15 protein-coding genes are annotated in these 17,896 nt (G+C 61.8%); 8 read left to right on the plus strand and 7 right to left on the minus strand.

Features of this window, described 5'->3' with window-relative positions:
• Positions 1–358: 358 nt before the first annotated feature.
• The 8 genes from ACEN8E_RS11870 (at position 359) to ACEN8E_RS11905 (ending at position 7,033) form a co-directional block, all read left to right on the plus strand.
• Positions 359–1,207, plus strand: coding sequence for a transporter substrate-binding protein (locus ACEN8E_RS11870; RefSeq protein WP_495592771.1), 849 nt, complete (start codon positions 359–361; stop codon positions 1,205–1,207).
• A 51-nt stretch (positions 1,208–1,258) separates the two neighbouring features.
• Complete coding sequence (locus ACEN8E_RS11875; RefSeq protein ID WP_008015908.1) at positions 1,259–1,921, plus strand: amino acid ABC transporter permease; 663 nt, start codon at positions 1,259–1,261, stop codon at positions 1,919–1,921.
• An 8-nt stretch (positions 1,922–1,929) separates the two neighbouring features.
• Positions 1,930–2,592, plus strand: coding sequence for an amino acid ABC transporter permease (locus ACEN8E_RS11880; protein WP_495592772.1), 663 nt, complete (start codon positions 1,930–1,932; stop codon positions 2,590–2,592).
• Positions 2,589–3,383 (plus strand): amino acid ABC transporter ATP-binding protein, encoded by a 795-nt coding sequence (locus ACEN8E_RS11885; protein WP_495592773.1) that lies wholly within the window; start codon positions 2,589–2,591, stop codon positions 3,381–3,383. The genes ACEN8E_RS11880 and ACEN8E_RS11885 overlap by 4 nt, the downstream gene beginning before the upstream one ends.
• Positions 3,384–3,413: 30 nt before the next feature.
• Entirely contained in the window at positions 3,414–3,803 is a 390-nt protein-coding gene (locus ACEN8E_RS11890; RefSeq protein WP_429371004.1) for a RidA family protein, read from the plus strand.
• Between the two features lie 146 nt (positions 3,804–3,949).
• The gene (locus ACEN8E_RS11895; RefSeq protein WP_495593309.1) at positions 3,950–4,714 is read left to right on the plus strand and encodes an IclR family transcriptional regulator; all 765 of its coding nucleotides are present in this window, start codon (positions 3,950–3,952) and stop codon (positions 4,712–4,714) included.
• 39 nt (positions 4,715–4,753) lie between these two features.
• Complete coding sequence (locus ACEN8E_RS11900; RefSeq protein WP_495592774.1) at positions 4,754–5,971, plus strand: amino acid deaminase; 1,218 nt, start codon at positions 4,754–4,756, stop codon at positions 5,969–5,971.
• A 129-nt stretch (positions 5,972–6,100) separates the two neighbouring features.
• Positions 6,101–7,033 carry a sugar kinase gene (locus ACEN8E_RS11905; protein WP_495592775.1) on the plus strand — a complete coding sequence of 311 codons (933 nt, stop codon included), beginning with the start codon at positions 6,101–6,103 and terminating at the stop codon, positions 7,031–7,033.
• Between the two features lie 115 nt (positions 7,034–7,148).
• Here ACEN8E_RS11905 and ACEN8E_RS11910 read toward each other — a convergent pair whose 3' ends face one another.
• From ACEN8E_RS11910 to ACEN8E_RS11940, 7 genes are all read right to left on the minus strand, one after another.
• Positions 7,149–7,424 carry a peptidylprolyl isomerase gene (locus ACEN8E_RS11910; protein ID WP_007898282.1) on the minus strand — a complete coding sequence of 92 codons (276 nt, stop codon included), beginning with the start codon at positions 7,422–7,424 and terminating at the stop codon, positions 7,149–7,151.
• Positions 7,425–7,490: 66 nt separating this feature from the next.
• Complete coding sequence (locus tag ACEN8E_RS11915; RefSeq protein ID WP_495592776.1) at positions 7,491–10,028, minus strand: PAS domain-containing hybrid sensor histidine kinase/response regulator; 2,538 nt, start codon at positions 10,026–10,028, stop codon at positions 7,491–7,493.
• A 195-nt stretch (positions 10,029–10,223) separates the two neighbouring features.
• The gene (locus ACEN8E_RS11920) at positions 10,224–12,179 is read right to left on the minus strand and encodes an acetoacetate--CoA ligase (RefSeq protein WP_495592777.1); all 1,956 of its coding nucleotides are present in this window, start codon (positions 12,177–12,179) and stop codon (positions 10,224–10,226) included.
• Positions 12,180–12,298: 119 nt separating this feature from the next.
• A complete protein-coding gene (locus tag ACEN8E_RS11925; protein WP_495592778.1) occupies positions 12,299–13,072 on the minus strand; it encodes a 3-hydroxybutyrate dehydrogenase in 774 nt (257 codons plus the stop codon).
• Between the two features lie 7 nt (positions 13,073–13,079).
• Positions 13,080–14,471 (minus strand): GntP family permease, encoded by a 1,392-nt coding sequence (locus ACEN8E_RS11930; RefSeq protein ID WP_413705012.1) that lies wholly within the window; start codon positions 14,469–14,471, stop codon positions 13,080–13,082.
• Positions 14,472–14,756: 285 nt separating this feature from the next.
• A complete protein-coding gene (locus ACEN8E_RS11935) occupies positions 14,757–16,172 on the minus strand; it encodes a sigma-54 interaction domain-containing protein (protein ID WP_495592779.1) in 1,416 nt (471 codons plus the stop codon).
• Positions 16,173–16,311: 139 nt separating this feature from the next.
• Positions 16,312–17,889 carry an ABC transporter ATP-binding protein gene (locus tag ACEN8E_RS11940; protein ID WP_495592780.1) on the minus strand — a complete coding sequence of 526 codons (1,578 nt, stop codon included), beginning with the start codon at positions 17,887–17,889 and terminating at the stop codon, positions 16,312–16,314.
• Positions 17,890–17,896 lie beyond the last annotated feature (7 nt).

Here is a 17,896-nt window from a genome sequence, read left to right on the forward strand (position 1 = left end):
TGCGGCTGTTTAGACCGGTTATCACTGGAACATTGAATAAAGCAGCCGGACAGGGGGTTGTCCAATGAGCGGCAGTGACTGGCATCTGTCCTGCCGTATTGCAGGGACTGCCCTGAATTGACTCATGGCGCGCCCGGTTGTGAACCAGATACCCGCCTTTTGTAGCCAACGGTAGCGGTCAGGGTTCCGTGCGTTTGGTAACGTTTTTTCCTCACCTCACGCATCCCTCTGATTCAAAACAAATTTCAATCCCCCTCACATTCCCTCCACATCCTGTGGCACACTTTCTGCTGTCTATTCCGTTGTTACATACAATGTTCCGGTATAACGGAATAAACATCACCCTGGAGTGCTTGCCATGCATCGCCGACCTTCCTTGTTCAAAGCGTGTGTTTTTCTTTTCGCGGCTTCTGCTGCTGCCATGGGCGTGGCTCAGGCGGCGGACAGCAAGCTCGACAGTGTTCTGGCTCGCGGCAAATTGATTGTAGGCACTGGCAGCACCAATGCGCCTTGGCACTTCCAGGGCGCGGATGGCAAGTTGCAGGGTTTCGATATCGATATCGGGCACATGATCGCCAAGGGATTGTTCAACGACCCGACCAAGGTCGAGTACGTGGTGCAGTCGTCCGATGCGCGGATCCCGAACCTGCTGACCGACAAGGTCGACATCAGTTGCCAGTTCATCACCGTGACGGCCAGCCGTGCGCAGCAAGTGGCGTTCACCCTGCCGTACTACCGCGAAGGCGTCGGCCTGCTGCTGCCGGCCAACAGCAAGTACAAGGAAATCGACGACATGCAAGCCGCCGGTGACAGTCTCACCGTAGCGGTGCTGCAAAACGTCTATGCCGAAGAGCTGGTGCATCAGGCGCTGCCCAAGGCCAAGGTCGATCAGTACGACAGCGTGGACCTGATGTACCAGGCCGTGAACTCCGGTCGCGCCGACGCGGCGGCCACCGACCAGTCTTCGGTGAAATACCTGATGGTGCAGAACCCCGGCCGTTATCGCAGCCCGGTTTATGCCTGGAGCCCGCAGACCTATGCGTGCGCGGTCAAGCGCGGCGACCAGGACTGGCTGAACTTCGTCAACACCACCCTGCATGAGGCCATGACCGGCGTTGAGTTCCCGACTTACGCGGCGTCCTTCAAGCAGTGGTTCGGCGTAGACCTGCCAACGCCGAAGATCGGTTTCCCCGTCGAATTCCAATGATCCCGTGAGAGTGGGGCGCCGCTGAGCGCCCCGCTCAAGGTACTGCTGACCATGAACTATCAGTTGAACTTTGCCGCCGTATGGCGCGATTTCGACACCTTGCTGGCGGGGCTCGGTCTGGGCCTTGAGCTGGCCCTGGTGTCGATCGCCATCGGCTGCGTGATCGGCCTGATGATGGCGTTTGCTTTGCTGTCGAAGCACCGCGCATTGCGGGTGCTGGCGTCGGTGTATGTCACGGTGATCCGTAACACGCCGATCCTGGTGTTGATCCTGTTGATCTACTTTGCGTTGCCCAGCCTGGGCATTCGTCTGGACAAGATTCCGTCGTTCATCATCACCCTGTCGCTGTATGCCGGGGCGTACCTGACCGAAGTGTTCCGCGGCGGTCTGCTGAGCATTCCCAAGGGCCAGCGTGAAGCCGGCCTGGCCATTGGCCTGGGCGAGTGGCAGGTCAAGGCCTACGTGACGGTGCCGGTGATGCTGCGCAATGTGTTGCCGGCGCTGTCGAACAACTTCATTTCGCTGTTCAAGGACACCTCGCTGGCGGCGGCGATTGCCGTGCCGGAGCTGACCTATTACGCGCGCAAGATCAATGTCGAGAGCTACCGGGTGATTGAAACCTGGCTGGTGACCACGGCGCTCTATGTGGCGGCCTGTTACCTCATTGCCATGATGCTGCGTTACCTCGAGCAGCGTCTGGCGATTCGCCGATAGGAGGCTCCATGTACGAATCCCCCAGTTGGTTGCATGAGTTGTGGGTGGCGCGCGAAGTGCTGTGGCAAGGCTTTGTGACCAGTGTCCAGGTGTCGGTGCTGGCGATTTTGCTCGGCACGCTCGTTGGCGTTGTCGCCGGTCTGGTACTGACCTACGGCAAGTTCTGGATGCGCGCTCCGTTTCGTTTTTATGTCGATGTGATTCGCGGCACGCCTGTGTTCGTGCTGGTGTTGGCATGTTTCTACATGGCGCCGGCGCTAGGCTGGCAGATCGGCGCGTTCCAGGCCGGAGCGCTGGGGTTGACGCTGTTCTGCGGCTCCCACGTCGCCGAGATCGTGCGCGGTGCATTGCAGGCCTTGCCGCGCGGACAAATGGAAGCGAGCAAGGCCATCGGCCTGACGTTCTACCAGGCCCTCGGATACGTGCTGTTGCCCCAGGCGTTGCGGCAGATCCTGCCGACCTGGGTCAACTCGTCTACCGAGATCGTCAAGGCCTCGACCCTGTTGTCGGTGATCGGTGTGGCGGAATTGCTGCTCAGTACCCAGCAGATCATTGCCCGGACCTTCATGACCCTGGAGTTTTACCTGTTCGCCGGTTTCCTGTTCTTCGTCATCAACTACGGCATCGAGTTACTCGGCCGGCACATTGAAAAGCGGGTGGCTTTGCCATGACTCAGACTCAATCCAATGCACAGAACGGCCAACCGCTGCTGGACATTCGCGGCCTGCACAAGCGCTACGACCAACTCGAAGTGCTCAAGGGCGTCGACCTGACCATGCAGCGCGGCAACGTGGTGACGCTGATCGGCTCCAGCGGCTCGGGCAAGACCACGCTGCTGCGCTGCGTGAACATGCTTGAAGAATTCCAGGGCGGGCAGATCCTGCTTGATGGCGAGTCCATCGGTTATGACGAGGTCAACGGCAAACGCATTCGCCACCCGGAAAAGGTCATTGCCCGTCATCGCGCCATGACCGGCATGGCGTTCCAGCAGTTCAACCTGTTTCCGCACCTGACGGCATTGCAGAACGTCACCCTGGGCCTGCTCAAGGTCAAGAAGCTGCACAAGGACCAAGCGGTGGCCCTGGCCGAGAAATGGCTGGAGCGTGTCGGCCTGCTGGAGCGGCGCGATCACTTTCCCGGTCAGTTGTCTGGCGGTCAGCAGCAGCGCGTGGCGATTGCCCGGGCAATTGCGATGAACCCGAGCCTGATGCTGTTCGACGAAGTCACTTCGGCGCTGGACCCGGAGCTGGTCAGCGAAGTGCTCAATGTGATCAAGGGCCTGGCCGACGATGGCATGACCATGCTGCTGGTGACCCACGAAATGCGCTTCGCCTTCGAGGTGTCGGACAAAATCGTTTTCATGAATCAGGGGCGAATTGAAGAGCAGGGTCCGCCCAAGGAACTGTTCGAGCGCCCGCAATCGCCGCGTCTGGCTGAATTTCTCAAAAGCACGCGGTTTTAAACACTCAATTTTCAATCAGGAGAAACACTCATGAGCATTACTCGTTACGGCACCGGCAGCACCGCCGCTGGCGGCACGCCACGTCCTTTCGCCCGCGCCGTTGAAGCCGATGGCTGGCTGCACGTTTCCGGCCAGGTGCCTGCGAAGGATGGCGAGATCATTGTGGGTGGCATCGTCGAGCAGACCCACCAGACCATGAAGAACCTGATCGCGATTCTTCAAGAGGCCGGTTATGGCCTGGAGGATGTGGTGCGTGCCGGGGTGTGGCTGGAGGATCCGCGGGATTTCACCAGTTTCAACAAGGTCTTCTCCGAGTACTTCAAACCCGAGCACGCACCGGCGCGGGCCTGTGTGCAGGCGAACATGATGGTCGACTGCAAGGTCGAGATCGACTGTATTGCCTACAAGAAAAAGGCCTGAGAATTGCGGTGAATTCTTCGCGAGCAGGCTCGCTCCCACAATTGGAATGCGTTCTCCTGTGGGAGCGAGCCTGCTCGCGAAAGCGGCCTAACAGTCACCACAGCACTCTGGTTAAACTCCCGGCACTCTGAATGGGAACCACTGAAATGACCGAAGACACCATCAAGCGCCGGGCACGCGGTCTGGACCGGGCGTTCGATATCCTCGATTTCCTCAAGGAGATCGGCCAGCCCCTGCGCCCGAACGACATCGCCAACGGCATCGGCAGCCCCAAATCCACGGTCTACGAACTGGTGGCTTCGCTGCTGGAGCGGCGGATCCTGGAGCCGGTGGGCAAGGACGGTCATGTCTACCTCGGTCGTCAGTTGTACTTTCTCGGCCAGGCGCATTTGCGCCATTTCGACCTCACCCGCGAGGCCGATCACGCCCTGCAGGAAATCGTCAGCCAGACCCATGAAACGGCACAGATGTGCCTGCTCAACGGGCGCAAATACACCGTTGCGCTGATGAAGGAGGGGGAACGGCATTTCCGCATTTCCTCGGACATCGGCGAAAACGCACCCATCCCCTGGACCGCTTCCGGGCGCCTGTTGCTGGCGCACTTGAGCGACCAGGAAATCGTCGACCTGATCGACCACGACGACTTCATCCTGCCCGATGGCGAGCGTCTGCCGCTTGAGCAGTTCCTCAAGGAAATCCGTCAGGCCGGTATCGATGGTTTCTTCTCTTTCGATAGTGTCGCCGACACCTTTACCCATTGCTTCGCCGCGCCGGTCAAAGACCCCAGGGGCGTGGCCATCGCGACCCTGTGCATCGTCGCCCCCCGGGCCGACGCCAGGAACAACTATAACGACTATCGCCGGGTGCTGATCGAAAGCGCCAACAGCCTGGCCCGTCGCATCAACGAATAACAGCGGCTGCCTGCGGCCGCGAGAACGAGGAGTTCGACCATGTCTTCTGCCCCCAATACAGCCAACGTGGATAAAGGCGCAGCCCCGATCGGCGCCAGCCTGGTGCGCGACGTCAGCCTGCCCGCGCTGGTGCTGCACCGCGAGGCGCTGGAGCACAACATCCGCTGGATGCAGGCGTTCGTCAGTCACAGCGGTGCAGAGCTGGCGCCCCATGGCAAGACCAGCATGACCCCCGCGTTGTTCCGTCGCCAACTGGACGCCGGTGCCTGGGGCATCACCCTGGCCAGTGCCACACAAACCCGTGCGGCCTACGCCCATGGCGTGCGCCGTGTGCTGATGGCCAACCAGTTGGTTGGCACGCCGAACATGGCGCTGATCGCCGACCTGTTGGCCGATCCGGCGTTCGACTTCTATTGCATGGTCGACCACCCGGACAACGTCGCTGACCTCGGCGCCTATTTCGCCTCCCGCGGCGTGCGCCTGAACGTCATGATCGAATACGGCGTGGTCGGTGGTCGATGCGGTTGCCGCAGTGAACAGGAGGTGCTCGACCTGGCCAAGGCCATCGCCGCGCAACCGGCCCTGGCCCTGACCGGGATCGAAGGCTATGAAGGGGTGATCCATGGCGATCACGCCGTGACCGGTATTCGCGATTTCGCCGCATCGCTGGTGCGTCTGGCGGTGCAGTTGCAGGACAGCGGCGCGTTCGCCATTGCCAAGCCGATCATCACCGCGTCGGGTTCGGCCTGGTACGACCTGATTGCCGAATCCTTCGAAGCGCAGAACGCCGCTGGCCGTTTCCTCAGCGTGCTGCGTCCTGGCAGTTATGTGGCTCACGACCATGGCATCTACAAGGAGGCGCAGTGCTGCGTGCTCGACCGGCGCAGCGACCTGCACGAAGGCCTGCGTCCGGCGCTGGAAGTGTGGGCGCACGTGCAGTCGTTGCCCGAGCCTGGGTTTGCGGTGATTGCCCTGGGTAAACGCGACGTGGCCTACGACGCGGGTTTGCCGGTGCCGTTGCTGCGATACAAGGCGGGTGTGGTGCCGGCCAGCGGCGATGATGTGAGTGCCTGCAAAGTCACCGCCGTGATGGACCAGCATGCGTTCATGACTGTAGCGCCGGGGGTTGATCTGCGGGTGGGCGACATCATTTCGTTCGGCACTTCGCACCCGTGCCTGACGTTCGACAAGTGGCGCATCGGCTGTCTGGTGGACGAGCAACTGAACGTCATCGAGACCATGGAAACCTGTTTCTAAGGTTCAGGACCGAGGCGCGGCCTTCGCGAGCAGGCTCGCTCCCACAGGAGGCCACATTCCATTGTGGGAGCGAGCCTGCTCGCGAAGGCAACCGCACAGACAACACAGCAACACCAGAGAGAACGCAAAATGAACACCATCAACACCCTGGGCCCCGACGCTCCACGCATCGCCCTGATCGGCGAGTGCATGATCGAGTTGCAGCATCGCGCCGATGGCAGCCTGCAACAGAGCTTCGGTGGCGACACCTTGAACACGGCGGTGTACCTGTCCCGGGAACTGGGGGCGAGCGGCACCGTGGACTACGTCACCGCCCTGGGCGATGACAGTTTCAGCGATGCGATGTGCCGCAGTTGGGCGGCGGAAAACATCGGGCTCGGCATGGTTCAGCGTCTGCCCGGACGTCTGCCGGGTTTGTATTGCATCCAGACTGACTCGGCGGGCGAGCGGCGCTTTCTGTACTGGCGCAATGAAGCGGCGGTTCGCGATTGCTTCACTACGCCGGCCGCCGAGCCGATCCTGGCGGCGCTGCCGGATTACGACGTGCTGTACTTCAGCGGTATCACCCTGGCGGTACTCGGCGTGCAAGGCCGGGGAAAATTGCTGCAAACCCTGGTTGAAGCCCGTCAGCGCGATGCGCGAATAGTGTTCGACAACAACTACCGGCCGCGGCTGTGGGCCTCGGTCGAGGACGCCCGGGCGGCGTATCGCCAGGTGCTGGCGCATGTCGACCTGGCGTTGCTGACCGTGGAGGACGAACAGGCGCTGTTCGGTTATGCCGATTGTGACGCGGTGTTTGCCGCGTATGAGCAGATCGGTACGCCGGAGGTGGTGCTCAAGCGCGGTGCTCAAGCGTGCCTGATTCGTTGCACGGGCGAGTCCTTCGAAGTGCCGGCGCAGAAGGTCGAGCGGGTGGTGGACACCACGGCGGCGGGGGATTCGTTCAGTGCGGCGTATCTGGCTTCGCGGCTCATGGGCGGTAGTCCCGAGGAAGCCGCCGAGGCCGGGCATCGGTTGGCGAGCCGGGTGATTCAGGTGCCGGGGGCGTTGATCCCGAGATAAGTGGTGGATGGCCGCTGGCTGCGCCATCGGATCGCGAGCAGGCTCGCTCCCACAGGGGATCGCATTCCAGTGTGGGAGCGAGCCTGCTCGCGAAGAGGCACTCAAGCCAAATGCATCAATCCCGGTAGAACACCTGCACCAGGTGATACCCGAACTTGCTCTTGATCGGCCCGTGGACCACCCGCAGCGGTTTCTTGAAGATCACCGCGTCGATCACGCCGACCATCTGCCCCGGCCGTACTTCACCGAGGTCACCGCCGCGCTTGCCCGATGGGCAGGTCGAATACTTCTTGGCCAGCACATCAAACGCTTCACCCTTGGCGATGCGTTGTTTGAGCTGCTCGGCTTCTTCCGAGGTTTTCACCAGAATATGGCGGGCTTGAGCTTTCATGTGGCGGTTACCTTGCAACGGTGGTGGCTATGTACGAGCCAGCGGGGCGCGCGATTATGCCTCAACTCAGTCCGGTTGGCCGATCATCGTGCGAATCTTGTTGGCCAGCAGTTCGATGGAAAACGGTTTGCTCACCATGTCCATGCCTTCTTCGAGGAAACCCTGGCGCTCGGCGGCGATCTCCGCGTAACCGGTCATGAACAGCACTTTCAGTCCGGGACGATGCTGGCGGGCGATTTCTGCCAGTTGCCGGCCATTCATGCCCGGCAACCCCACGTCGGTCACCAGCAGGTCCACCCGCAGGTCTGACTCCAGCACCGGCAGGGCGCCCCTGGCATCTTCGGCTTCATGGGCGCGATAACCGAGCTCCTTGAGCAGGTCCAGTACCAGCATGCGCACCGCCGCATCGTCCTCGACCAGCATCACGGTCTCGCCGGCAATCGCCGCCGGTGCCTCGCCGACGACGGCTGGCAGGACCTTTTCCGGCTCGGTCGAGTGCAGGCGCGGCAGGTACAAGCGCACGCTGGTGCCCCGGCCGGGCAGGCTGAACAGACTGACGTGGCCCCCCGATTGCTGGGCGAAACCGTAAATCATCGACAAACCCAAACCGGTGCCCTGGCCGATGGGCTTGGTAGTGAAGAACGGGTCGAATGCCTTGGCCAGCACCGAGGGCGTCATGCCGGTGCCGTTGTCGCTGACGGCAATCATCACGTAGTCGCCGGCCTTGACCGGTTCCAGGGTCGTGAGGTCACTGCCGTCGAGGTACAGGTTGGCAGTTTCGATCTGCAATTCACCGCCCTCGGGCATGGCGTCCCGAGCGTTGATCACCAGGTTGAGCAAAGCGTTTTCCAGCTGGCTGACATCGGTGTTGACCCGCCAGAGGTTCTCGGCCAGTTGCAGTTTGAGTTCGATGTGGTCGCCCTTGGTGCGACTGAACAGGTCTGCGAGTGAATGAATCAACTCGTTGGGGTCCAGCGGCTTGCGGTTGAGCGACTGACGCCGGGAGAACGCCAGCAAGCGATGGGTGAGGGCGGCGGCACGGTTGGCCGAAGATACCGCCGCCTCGGTGAATCGGCCGATCTCGCTGACACGGCCGTCGGCGATGTAGCGCTGCATCAGGTCGAGGCTGCCAATGATGCCGGTGAGCATGTTGTTGAAGTCATGGGCGATGCCGCCGGTAAGCTGGCCGACCGCTTCCATTTTCTGCGCATGGCGCAAGGCGTCTTCGGCGCGCTCACGCTCGAACATCTCGTTTTGCAAACGCTCGTTGGCCTCGGCCAGTTGGCGGGTGCGGGCGGCAACCCGTTCCTCAAGGGTTTCGTTGAGGTTGCGCAGGGCTTCTTCGGTTTTTTTGCGTTCGGTTTCATCGATCACGAAGATGTAGAAACCGTTCACCGCGCCGTCCGCACCGTGGCGGGGCAGGTAATTCATCAAGGCCTGGCGGATGCTGCCGTCGCGGTGTGGGGTGCTGATACTGAAACTGCAGGGTCGGCCGGACAGCGCTTCGGTGATGTACGGGGCGCGTAGCGCATAGGCTTCTTCACCGAGCACTTCGAGAATGGTCCGCCCGTACAGCTCTTGCGGCGTCAGCCCGTACCAGTCGAGGTACGCCGCATTGTTCAGGCGAAAGCGTTCTTCGCGGTCGACGTAGCTGATCAGGACCGGCATGGCGTTGATGATCAGTTGCAGCTCGGTCTGGCTTTGGCGCAGGGCCTGTTCGGTGTGTTTGCGCTCGGTCAGGTCCAGGGCGGCGCCGAGGAAACGGATCGGCCGACCATGGTGATCCTTGTAACAGCGACCACGGGCAAACACCCAACGCATCTGGCCGTCGGATTGCAACAGGCGATATTCCTCGGCGTATTCGCTGCCGTGGGTGATGCAATGCTTGATGCTGCGGGCAATCAGGGCACGGTCCTGCGGGTGGACGCCGTGCAGGTACTCACTGATCGGCAACTGGTTGGCCATGGCCGGGTCGATACCGTGCAACTGGGCAAAATGCGCATCGGCGATGAAACGGTCCTCGCTGATGTCCCAGTCCCAGGTGCCGACCGCATCGGTGGCGGCGAGGGCCAATTGCAGGCGTTCCTCGGTTTCACGCTGGGCCTTGAGGCTGGCCGCCGAACGCTGTTCGAGTTCGAGGGCGATGCGCCGGCGTTCGTTGGTTTCGATGGCGGTGACCAGAATCCCGGCCACCTCGGCACTTTCGTCGCGGATCGGGCTGTAGGTCAGGTCGAGCCAGAAGTCAGACTCGCGGCCTTCACGTTGCAGGGTAAATAGCTGTTCGCTGTAGGTTCGCACCTGACCTTGCAGGACGGCGCGGTATATCGGGTCGGTAAAGTCTTTCAGCTCTGGCCAGGTCAGGTGTGCCGGTTGTCCGAACGCGTGTGGATGTTTGCTTCCGGCGAGCAGGGCGAAGCCGTCGTTGTAGATCTGCGTCAGTTGCGGGCCCCATAGCAGCAGCATCGGCATGGGTGAATGAATGACGATGTCCACGGCGGTTCGCAGGCTCTGTGGCCAGTTGCTGGCATCACCCAGCGGACTGTTTGCCCAGTCGAGCCGGGCTATCAGGGCCTGGGCATCACTGCCGGTCGGTATTGCGTTCATCAAGGAGTCCTGCGCCTGAGTCGCTCTATCTGGCATCTATTCTTGCACAGGTGACAGGCCCGGGTTGACTGTAGGAGCGAGCTTGCTCCGGGCGGCGTTCCGACGATGGTCGTCAACGATAACGCTGGTTGGCAGGTGCCCCGCGGCGCTCTCGAGTTTATCGCGAACAAGCTCGCTCCTACAGGTAACCCTGTTTCAATCCTGCAGTTCGGGCCTGTTTCGGTACTGTTCCAGCGCTTCGGGATTGGCCAGCGCATCGGTGTTCTTCACCTTTTGCCCATGCACCACATTGCGCACCGCCAACTCGACGACCTTGCCGCTGATGGTCCGGGGAATGTCGGTGACCGCGACAATTTTCTCCGGAACATGACGCGGCGTGGTGTTGGCGCGAATCGTCTGGCGGATCTGCTGTTGCAGCGCCTCGTCCAGTGCCAGCCCTTCGCGCAGCCGTACGAACAGCACCACCCGCACGTCATCCTGCCAGTGCTGACCGATGGCCACGCTGTCGAGCACCTGCGGGATCTTTTCCACCTGGCGATAGATTTCCGCCGTGCCGATGCGCACGCCGCCGGGGTTGAGCACGGCATCCGAGCGGCCGTGGATCAGCATCCCGCCATGGGGCAGTTGTTCGGCGTAGTCACCCTGGGCCCAGACGCCGGGGAACAGGCTGAAATAGGACTGGCGCAGCTTTTCGCCATCGGCATCGTTCCACAGGCCGATGGGTATCGCCGGGAAGTGGCGGGTGCAGACCAGTTCGCCTTTTTCGCCGATCACCGGCTGGCCGGCGTCGTTCCATACTTCGACGGCCATGCCCAGGCTCTTGCCCATGATTTCGCCACGCCTTACCGGTGACATGGGATTGCCGTTGACGAAGCACGAGACGATGTCGGTGCCACCGGACATCGAGGCCAGGCATACGTCAGCCTTGAAGTCGCGATAGACGAAGTCGTAACTCTGCGGCGACAACGCCGAGCCGGTGCAAAGCAAGGTCTTGAGGCTGCCCAGGTCATGACTTTCACGCGGCTTGATGCCGCTGCTTTCCAGGGTCGCGAGAAATTTCGGGCTGGTCCCGAAGACACTGACGGACTCGTCGTCGATCAGGTCGATCAAGCGTTGCGGGTCGGGATGGAACGGTGAGCCGTCATACAGCACCACGGAGCTGCCTGTCGCCAGCGCCGACACCAGCCAGTTCCACATCATCCAGCCGCAGGTGGTGTAGTAGAACAGGCGTTCGCCGGGGCCGAGATCACAATGCAAGCCGTGTTCCTTGACGTGTTGCAGGAGCACGCCACCGGTGCTGTGGATGATGCATTTGGGCACGCCGGTGGTGCCACTGGAGTACAGGACATACAGCGGATGGGCAAAGGGCACCGGGACGAAATCCGGTTCGCCGCCGGGCTCGTAGAAATCGTCCCACAGCGTCACGTTGGCCGGGGTGCGGAAATGTTCGATCCGCGTGTGCGGCCGCCCGTACGGCAGGATGATCAACTGCTGCAACGACGGCAGGCGTTCGAGGATTTCGTTGATCTTGGCGGTCTGGTCGATCGCCTTGCCGGCATAGCGATAACCGGCGCAGGTCAGCAGCACTTTCGGCTCGATCTGGCCGAAACGGTCAACGACACCTTGCGTACCGAAGTCCGGTGAAGAGCAGGACCAGACAGCGCCGAGGCTGGTGGTGGCGAGCATGGCCACCAGGGTTTGCCAGCTGTTGGGCATGCAGGCGGCGACCCGGTCACCCACACCGACGCCGGCGGCTATCAGGCCGTTCTGAAAACCGGCGACCTGTTCGGCCAGTTCGGCCCAGGTCAGGTGTTCGCGTTGACCGTTTTCCCCGATGGCCACCACTGCCACCGCGTCGTCGCGACGCATCAGCAGGTGTTCGGCGAAGTTCAGGGTTGCGCCGGGGAACCACTGGGCGCTGGGCATCTCAGGGCCTTCGAGCAGCACGCTGTCGGGTTGATCATGAAAGCGAATGTCGAAGAAATCGACGATCGCCTGCCAGAAGTCGGGACGTTGCTCGATGGACCATTGGTGCAGGGCAGGGTAGTCGTCAATCTTCAGGTGATAGCGCTGATTGACGAAGCGCCGGAAGGCCTCCATGCGGGTCTTGCCAATGCGTTTGGCGTCGGGTTGCCAGAGGATGTCGGACATGGTTTGCCTCTTCTTCTATTTTCTAACCCATTCGCGAGCAGGCTCGCTCCCACAGGGGGTGCATGTCCTTGTGGGAGCGAGCCTGCTCGCGAAGAATGATAACGCGGTCTAGTGGCCAGTCACTGCGCCAGCCACCCACCATCCACATTCCACGCCGCGCCACGCACCTGGCTGCCGGCATCGCTGCACAAAAACAGCACCAGTTCACCCAGTTGCGGCGGCGTCACGAACTCCAGCGATGGCTGCTTCTCGGCGAGCAAATCATGCTGCGCCTGCTGCGGATCAACGCCACTGGCGGCACGATCGTCGATCTGCTTTTGCACCAGAGGCGTCAGTACCCAGCCCGGGCAGATCGCGTTGCAGGTGACCTGGGTGGTCGCGGTTTCCAGGGCGACCACTTTGGTCAGGCCGATCACCCCGTGCTTGGCGGCGACATAGGCTGACTTGCCCACCGAGCCGACCAGGCCATGCACCGAGGCGATGTTGACCACCCGGCCCCAACCCTTGGCGCGCATGCCCGGCAGACTCAAGCGGGTGCTGTGGAACACCGACGACAGGTTGATGGCGATGATCGAATCCCAGCGCTCCACCGGAAACTCATCCACCGCTGCGACGTGTTGAATACCTGCATTATTGACCAGAATGTCGACGCCGCCGAACTCGCGCTCGGCGTAGGCGATCATGTCGGCAATTTGCGCCGGATCGCTGACATCGGCCGGGTGATGGCCGACCTTGCCGCCAAACTGTTGCACCTGGGCGATCACGCTGGAGGCATCGCCGAAGCCGTTGAGGATCAGGTTGGCCCCGGCCTTGGCCAGGCTGAGGGCGATCCCCAGGCCGATGCCGCTGGTGGAGCCGGTGACCAGTGCGGTCTTGCCCGAAAGAGTCGTCATGAATACCTCACACAATGCCAGTGGCGTAGAAGGTGCCGATCACCACGAAAACCGCCAGGGTCTTGATCAGCGTAATACAGAAAATGTCTTTGTAAGCCTCGCGGTGGGTCAGCCCGGTGACCGCCAGCAGGGTAATCACCGCGCCGTTGTGCGGCAGGGTGTCCATGCCGCCGCTGGCCATCGCGGCGACCCGGTGCAGCACTTCCAGCGGAATGTTCGCCGCATGGGCGGCGCTGATGAATTGCTCGGACATCGCCGCCAGCGCGATGCTCATGCCACCCGAGGCGGAACCGGTGATGCCGGCCAGCAGGGTCACGGTAATCGCTTCGTTGACCAATGGATTGGGAATGCTCTTGAGCCAGTCGGCCAGCACCAGAAAGCCGGGCAGGGACGCGATCACGGCGCCGAAACCATATTCCGAGGCGGTGTTCATGGCCGCCAGCAGCGCGCCGCTGACCGCGCTTTTACTGCCTTCGGCCAGCTTGCGGCTGATCGCCTTGTAGCCGAACGCCAGCACCATCAGGATGCCCACCAACAGCGCGGCCTGGACTGCCCAGATCGCCGTGAGCTTGGCGATATCCGTAGTTACCGGCGCGGCCATGCCCGGCAGCGCCAGGCTGTGGGTCTTGCCGTACCACTGGGGGATCCACTGGGTGAACAGCAGATTCATGATGCCCACTGCCAGCAGCGGAGACAGGGCGATCCAGGGATTGGGCAGTTTGATGTCGGCAGCGGTTTCCGGCTCGTTGCGCAGGTCCGAGCCATAGCCTTCACCGGTACGTTGTGCCTTGTTGCGCTGGCGCTGGAGAAACAGCATGCCGGCGCAGAACACGAAGATCGTGCCGATCACGCCCAGCCACGGTGCTGCCCAGGCCGTGGTGTTGAAGAAGGTGCTGGGGATGATGTTCTGGATCTGCGGCGTGCCGGGCAGGGCGTCCATGGTGAACGAGAAGGCGCCCAGGGCAATGGTCGCCGGGATCAGCCGCTTGGGGATGTTGCTCTGGCGGAACATTTCCGCGGCAAACGGATAGACCGCGAACACCACCACAAACAGCGATACGCCGCCGTAGGTCAGCAGGGCGCAGACCAGCACGATCACCAGCATCGCCTGGCGGGTGCCGAGCAGGCGAATCGCGGCGGCGACGATGGAGCGCGAGAAGCCGGACAGTTCGATCAACTTGCCGAACACTGCGCCGAGCAGGAACACCGGGAAATACAGTTTGATGAAACCGACCATTTTTTCCATGAACACCCCGGTGAAAGCGGGGGCGACGGCAGACGGGTCAGTCAGCAGGACAGCGCCGAGGGCGGCAATCGGGGCAAAAAGGATAACGCTGTAGCCACGGTAGGCAGCCAGCATCAGCAGCGCGAGGGCTGCCAAGGCAATGATCACACTCATGGTGTGTCTCCTGGTTTTTTGTTTTTGTAGGGTGAAACTTGACAGGAGAGGCGTATAGCGAGTTTTGTGCCAGATGTTTAAGTTGTTGAAATGTAAGGATATATATTTGGTTTATGAGTTGAATTCGAGTTGATTGTCTCAAAGCGGAGACTTGTAGCGATTGTGAGGGCCTCTTCGCGAGCAGGCTCGCTCCCACAGTTGACCGAGTGGGTTAGTAGAGCAAGGGCTCCTGTGGGAGCGAGCCTGCTCGCGAAGGTCTGTCTAACAATGGAGATGTATGTCTCTTTAATGAGACTCGACGATCCCCAACGCCGCCATTTTCTTGTACAACGTCGACCGCCCCAGCCCCAATCGCACCGCCGCATCAGGCACCTTGCCCGCGCATTGCGCGAGGGTCGTTTCGATCAGTTGCCGGTCAAACCGCTCCCGCGCCGCACTGAACGTCTCATGGGCAATCGGTTCGATGGCCAGGGGCGCCACGCGCTCCACCGGGGTGAACGTACCAATCGCTGCGCGGATGTCCGCTACCGTCAGGCGCAAGTCATCACTGAGCAAAGCGGCGCGTTCCAGCACATTGCGCAGTTCCCGGATGTTCCCCGGCCAGGCATGTTGCCCCAACAGTTCCAGGGCCTCGTGGTGCAGTTCATGCTGGCTGCGCAGCTCCTCGAGAATCGCCTCGCTGAGCGCCGGCACATCATCGAGGCGATCGCGCAGGGGTGGAACCTGGATCGGCAACACGTTGAGCCGGTAATACAGATCGGCGCGGAATTCTCCGCGCTTGATGGCCGCTTCGAGGTCCGTGGAGGTCGCGGCGATCACCCGCACATCGCTCTGGATCACTTCGTTGGAGCCCACCGGCTCGAATTCCTTTTCCTGCAATACCCGCAGCAGCTTGCTTTGCAGGGGCAGCGGCATGTCGCCGATTTCGTCGAGGAACAACGTGCCGCCCTGGGCGATCTGCAGTTTGCCGGCGCGGCCCTTGCGGTCGGCACCGGTAAACGCGCCGGGGGCGGTGCCGAAGAATTCGGCCTCCAGCAACGATTCAGGAATTGCCGCGCTGTTGACGCTTACGAACGCCTTGTGTGCACGGGGCGAGGCGTTGTGGATGGCCTGGGCCAGCAATTCCTTGCCGGTACCGGTCTCGCCGAGCAGCAGCACTGGCGATTCGGTACTCGCACTGCGCCGGGCGCGGCGTTTGACTTCCAGGCTGGCGGCACTGGTGCCGATGAAGTGGGCGAAGTTGTATTTGGTCTGTCGCGCCCGCAGCAGCGAACGAGTGGAAGCCAGTTCTTCCTGCATGCTCATGTAGCGCTTGAGCATCGGCGACAGGCTGCGCAATTCGTCGAACAGGGCGAAGCCGATGGCGCCGATCACCACGCCGGCATCGTCGTGAATCGGCAGGCGCATGACCACCAGCGGCTCTTTGGGGGTGTCTTGCATATCCAGCAGGATCGGCCGGCCGGTGCGCACCACCTCACGCAACAGGCTGCCGGGGATCACGCTTTCGCAGGGCTTGCCGATCGCCACTTGCGCCGATTGCAGGCCGAAACGCCGGGCATAACGCTCGTTCATCCAGACGATGTTGGCATCGCGGTCGACGATCACCGTGCCCTCGCTCGACTGCTCGATGATCTCGAACAACGAGCGGATTGCCAGCAAGCGAACGCGCTGGTAGTCCTTGAGGCTTTCGGTGGTGTTCATGGGTTTGATCCTGATTGTGTTCTGCTTGTGCCGGCCTCTTCGCGAGCAGGCTCGCTCCCACAGGGGATCTGTGAACGACACCGATCAACTGTGGGAGCGAGCCTGCTCGCGAAGGCCGCAACGCGGTTTAACGGCAAGATTATGCCTGCCCCAACAACGCCGCCGCCAACAGCTCCTTGGTGTACGGATGCTGCGGTGAGGCAAACACTTCATGGCTGGCACCGCGCTCCACCACCTTGCCGTCCTTGATCACGATCATGTCGTGGGCCAGGGCGCGCACCACCGCCAGGTCATGACTGATGAACAGATAGGTCAAGCCGTGTTTTTCCTGAAGCTGGCGCAGCAGGGCGACCACCTGTTTCTGCACCGTGCGGTCCAGCGCCGAGGTCGGTTCGTCGAGCAGGATCAGCGCCGGCTTGAGCACCAATGCCCGGGCGATGGCGATGCGCTGGCGCTGTCCTCCGGAGAACTCGTGGGGATAGCGATGGCGGCTTTGCGGGTCGAGGCCGACTTCGCTCAGGGCCCGGATCACTTCGGCATTGCACTCTTCGGCGCTCAACTGGCTGTGCACTTCCAGGCCCTCGCTGATGATCTGCGCGACCGACATGCGCGGGCTGAGGCTGCCGAAGGGGTCCTGGAACACCACCTGCATCTTCTTGCGCCAGGGTCGTAGCTGTTTTTGCGTCAGGCCGTCCAGCGCCTGGCCTTGAAAGCGGATGCCACCTTCGGAGTCGAGCAAACGCAGGATCGCCTGGCCAAGGGTGGACTTGCCGGAACCGGACTCGCCGACGATGCCCAGGGTCTTGCCGCGCTGAATGTTCAGGCTGATGCCATCGACGGCCCGCAACCAGGTCTTGCGCTGAAACAGACCACCACTGACCGGAAACCGTACCTGCAGGTTGTCCACCTCCAGCACGTTTTCGCGCGCGTCCCGGGGCAGGGCTTCGCCCTCGGGTTCGGCGTGCAGCAATACGCAGCTGTAAGGGTGCTTGGGTTCGGTGAACAGGATCTCGCAAGGCGCCTGCTCGACGATTTCCCCGGCCTTCATCACGCACACGCGCTGGGCGATGCTGCGCACCAGATTGAGGTCATGGCTGATCAGCAGCAGCGACATGCCCAGTCGTTGTTGCAGGGATTTGAGCAGCAGCAGGATCTTGCGTTGCACCGTCACATCCAGTGCGGTGGTCGGTTCATCGGCAATCAGCAGTTCCGGTTCGCACGCCAGGGCCATGGCGATCATCACCCGCTGGCGCTGCCCGCCGGACAGTTGATGGGGATAGGCCTTGAGGCGTTCCTCGGGTTTCTGGATGCCCACCAGGTGCAGCAATTCGAGGATCCGCGCTTGCGCCGCCTTGCCCGCCAGGCCCTTGTGCACCAGCAAGGTTTCACCGATCTGCTTTTCGATGCTGTGCAGCGGGTTGAGGGAGGTCATCGGCTCCTGGAAGATCATCGCGATGCGATTGCCGCGCAGTTGTCGCAACTTGCCGGTATCGGCGCCCACCAGTTCCTGGCCGCGATAGCGAATGCTGCCGGTTGTCTCGGTATCGGTTTGCGGCAGCAACTGGAGGATCGAGTGGGCCGTCACTGACTTGCCCGACCCCGACTCGCCCACCAGCGCCAGGCATTCGCCGGGGCGGATGTCCAGGCACAGATTGCGCACCACGGTCTGGCCGCTGAAGGCCACGCTGAGGTCACGGATTTCAATCAGGTTGGTCATATCAACA

It is taken from the genome of Pseudomonas sp. Pseusp9 (assembly GCF_059491265.1).

Bases quoted from the DNA above. Each gene is read 5' to 3' on its own strand.
- ACEN8E_RS11870 (WP_495592771.1), top strand. From the start codon at position 359: ATGCATCGCCGACCTTCCTTGTTCAAAGCGTGTGTTTTTCTTTTCGCG.
- ACEN8E_RS11875 (WP_008015908.1), top strand. From the start codon at position 1,259: ATGAACTATCAGTTGAACTTTGCCGCCGTATGGCGCGATTTCGACACC.
- ACEN8E_RS11880 (WP_495592772.1), top strand. From the start codon at position 1,930: ATGTACGAATCCCCCAGTTGGTTGCATGAGTTGTGGGTGGCGCGCGAA.
- ACEN8E_RS11885 (WP_495592773.1), top strand. From the start codon at position 2,589: ATGACTCAGACTCAATCCAATGCACAGAACGGCCAACCGCTGCTGGAC.
- ACEN8E_RS11890 (WP_429371004.1), top strand. From the start codon at position 3,414: ATGAGCATTACTCGTTACGGCACCGGCAGCACCGCCGCTGGCGGCACG.
- ACEN8E_RS11895 (WP_495593309.1), top strand. From the start codon at position 3,950: ATGACCGAAGACACCATCAAGCGCCGGGCACGCGGTCTGGACCGGGCG.
- ACEN8E_RS11900 (WP_495592774.1), top strand. From the start codon at position 4,754: ATGTCTTCTGCCCCCAATACAGCCAACGTGGATAAAGGCGCAGCCCCG.
- ACEN8E_RS11905 (WP_495592775.1), top strand. From the start codon at position 6,101: ATGAACACCATCAACACCCTGGGCCCCGACGCTCCACGCATCGCCCTG.
- ACEN8E_RS11910 (WP_007898282.1), bottom strand. From the start codon at position 7,424: ATGAAAGCTCAAGCCCGCCATATTCTGGTGAAAACCTCGGAAGAAGCC.
- ACEN8E_RS11915 (WP_495592776.1), bottom strand. From the start codon at position 10,028: ATGAACGCAATACCGACCGGCAGTGATGCCCAGGCCCTGATAGCCCGG.
- ACEN8E_RS11920 (WP_495592777.1), bottom strand. From the start codon at position 12,179: ATGTCCGACATCCTCTGGCAACCCGACGCCAAACGCATTGGCAAGACC.
- ACEN8E_RS11925 (WP_495592778.1), bottom strand. From the start codon at position 13,072: ATGACGACTCTTTCGGGCAAGACCGCACTGGTCACCGGCTCCACCAGC.
- ACEN8E_RS11930 (WP_413705012.1), bottom strand. From the start codon at position 14,471: ATGAGTGTGATCATTGCCTTGGCAGCCCTCGCGCTGCTGATGCTGGCT.
- ACEN8E_RS11935 (WP_495592779.1), bottom strand. From the start codon at position 16,172: ATGAACACCACCGAAAGCCTCAAGGACTACCAGCGCGTTCGCTTGCTG.
- ACEN8E_RS11940 (WP_495592780.1), bottom strand. From the start codon at position 17,889: ATGACCAACCTGATTGAAATCCGTGACCTCAGCGTGGCCTTCAGCGGC.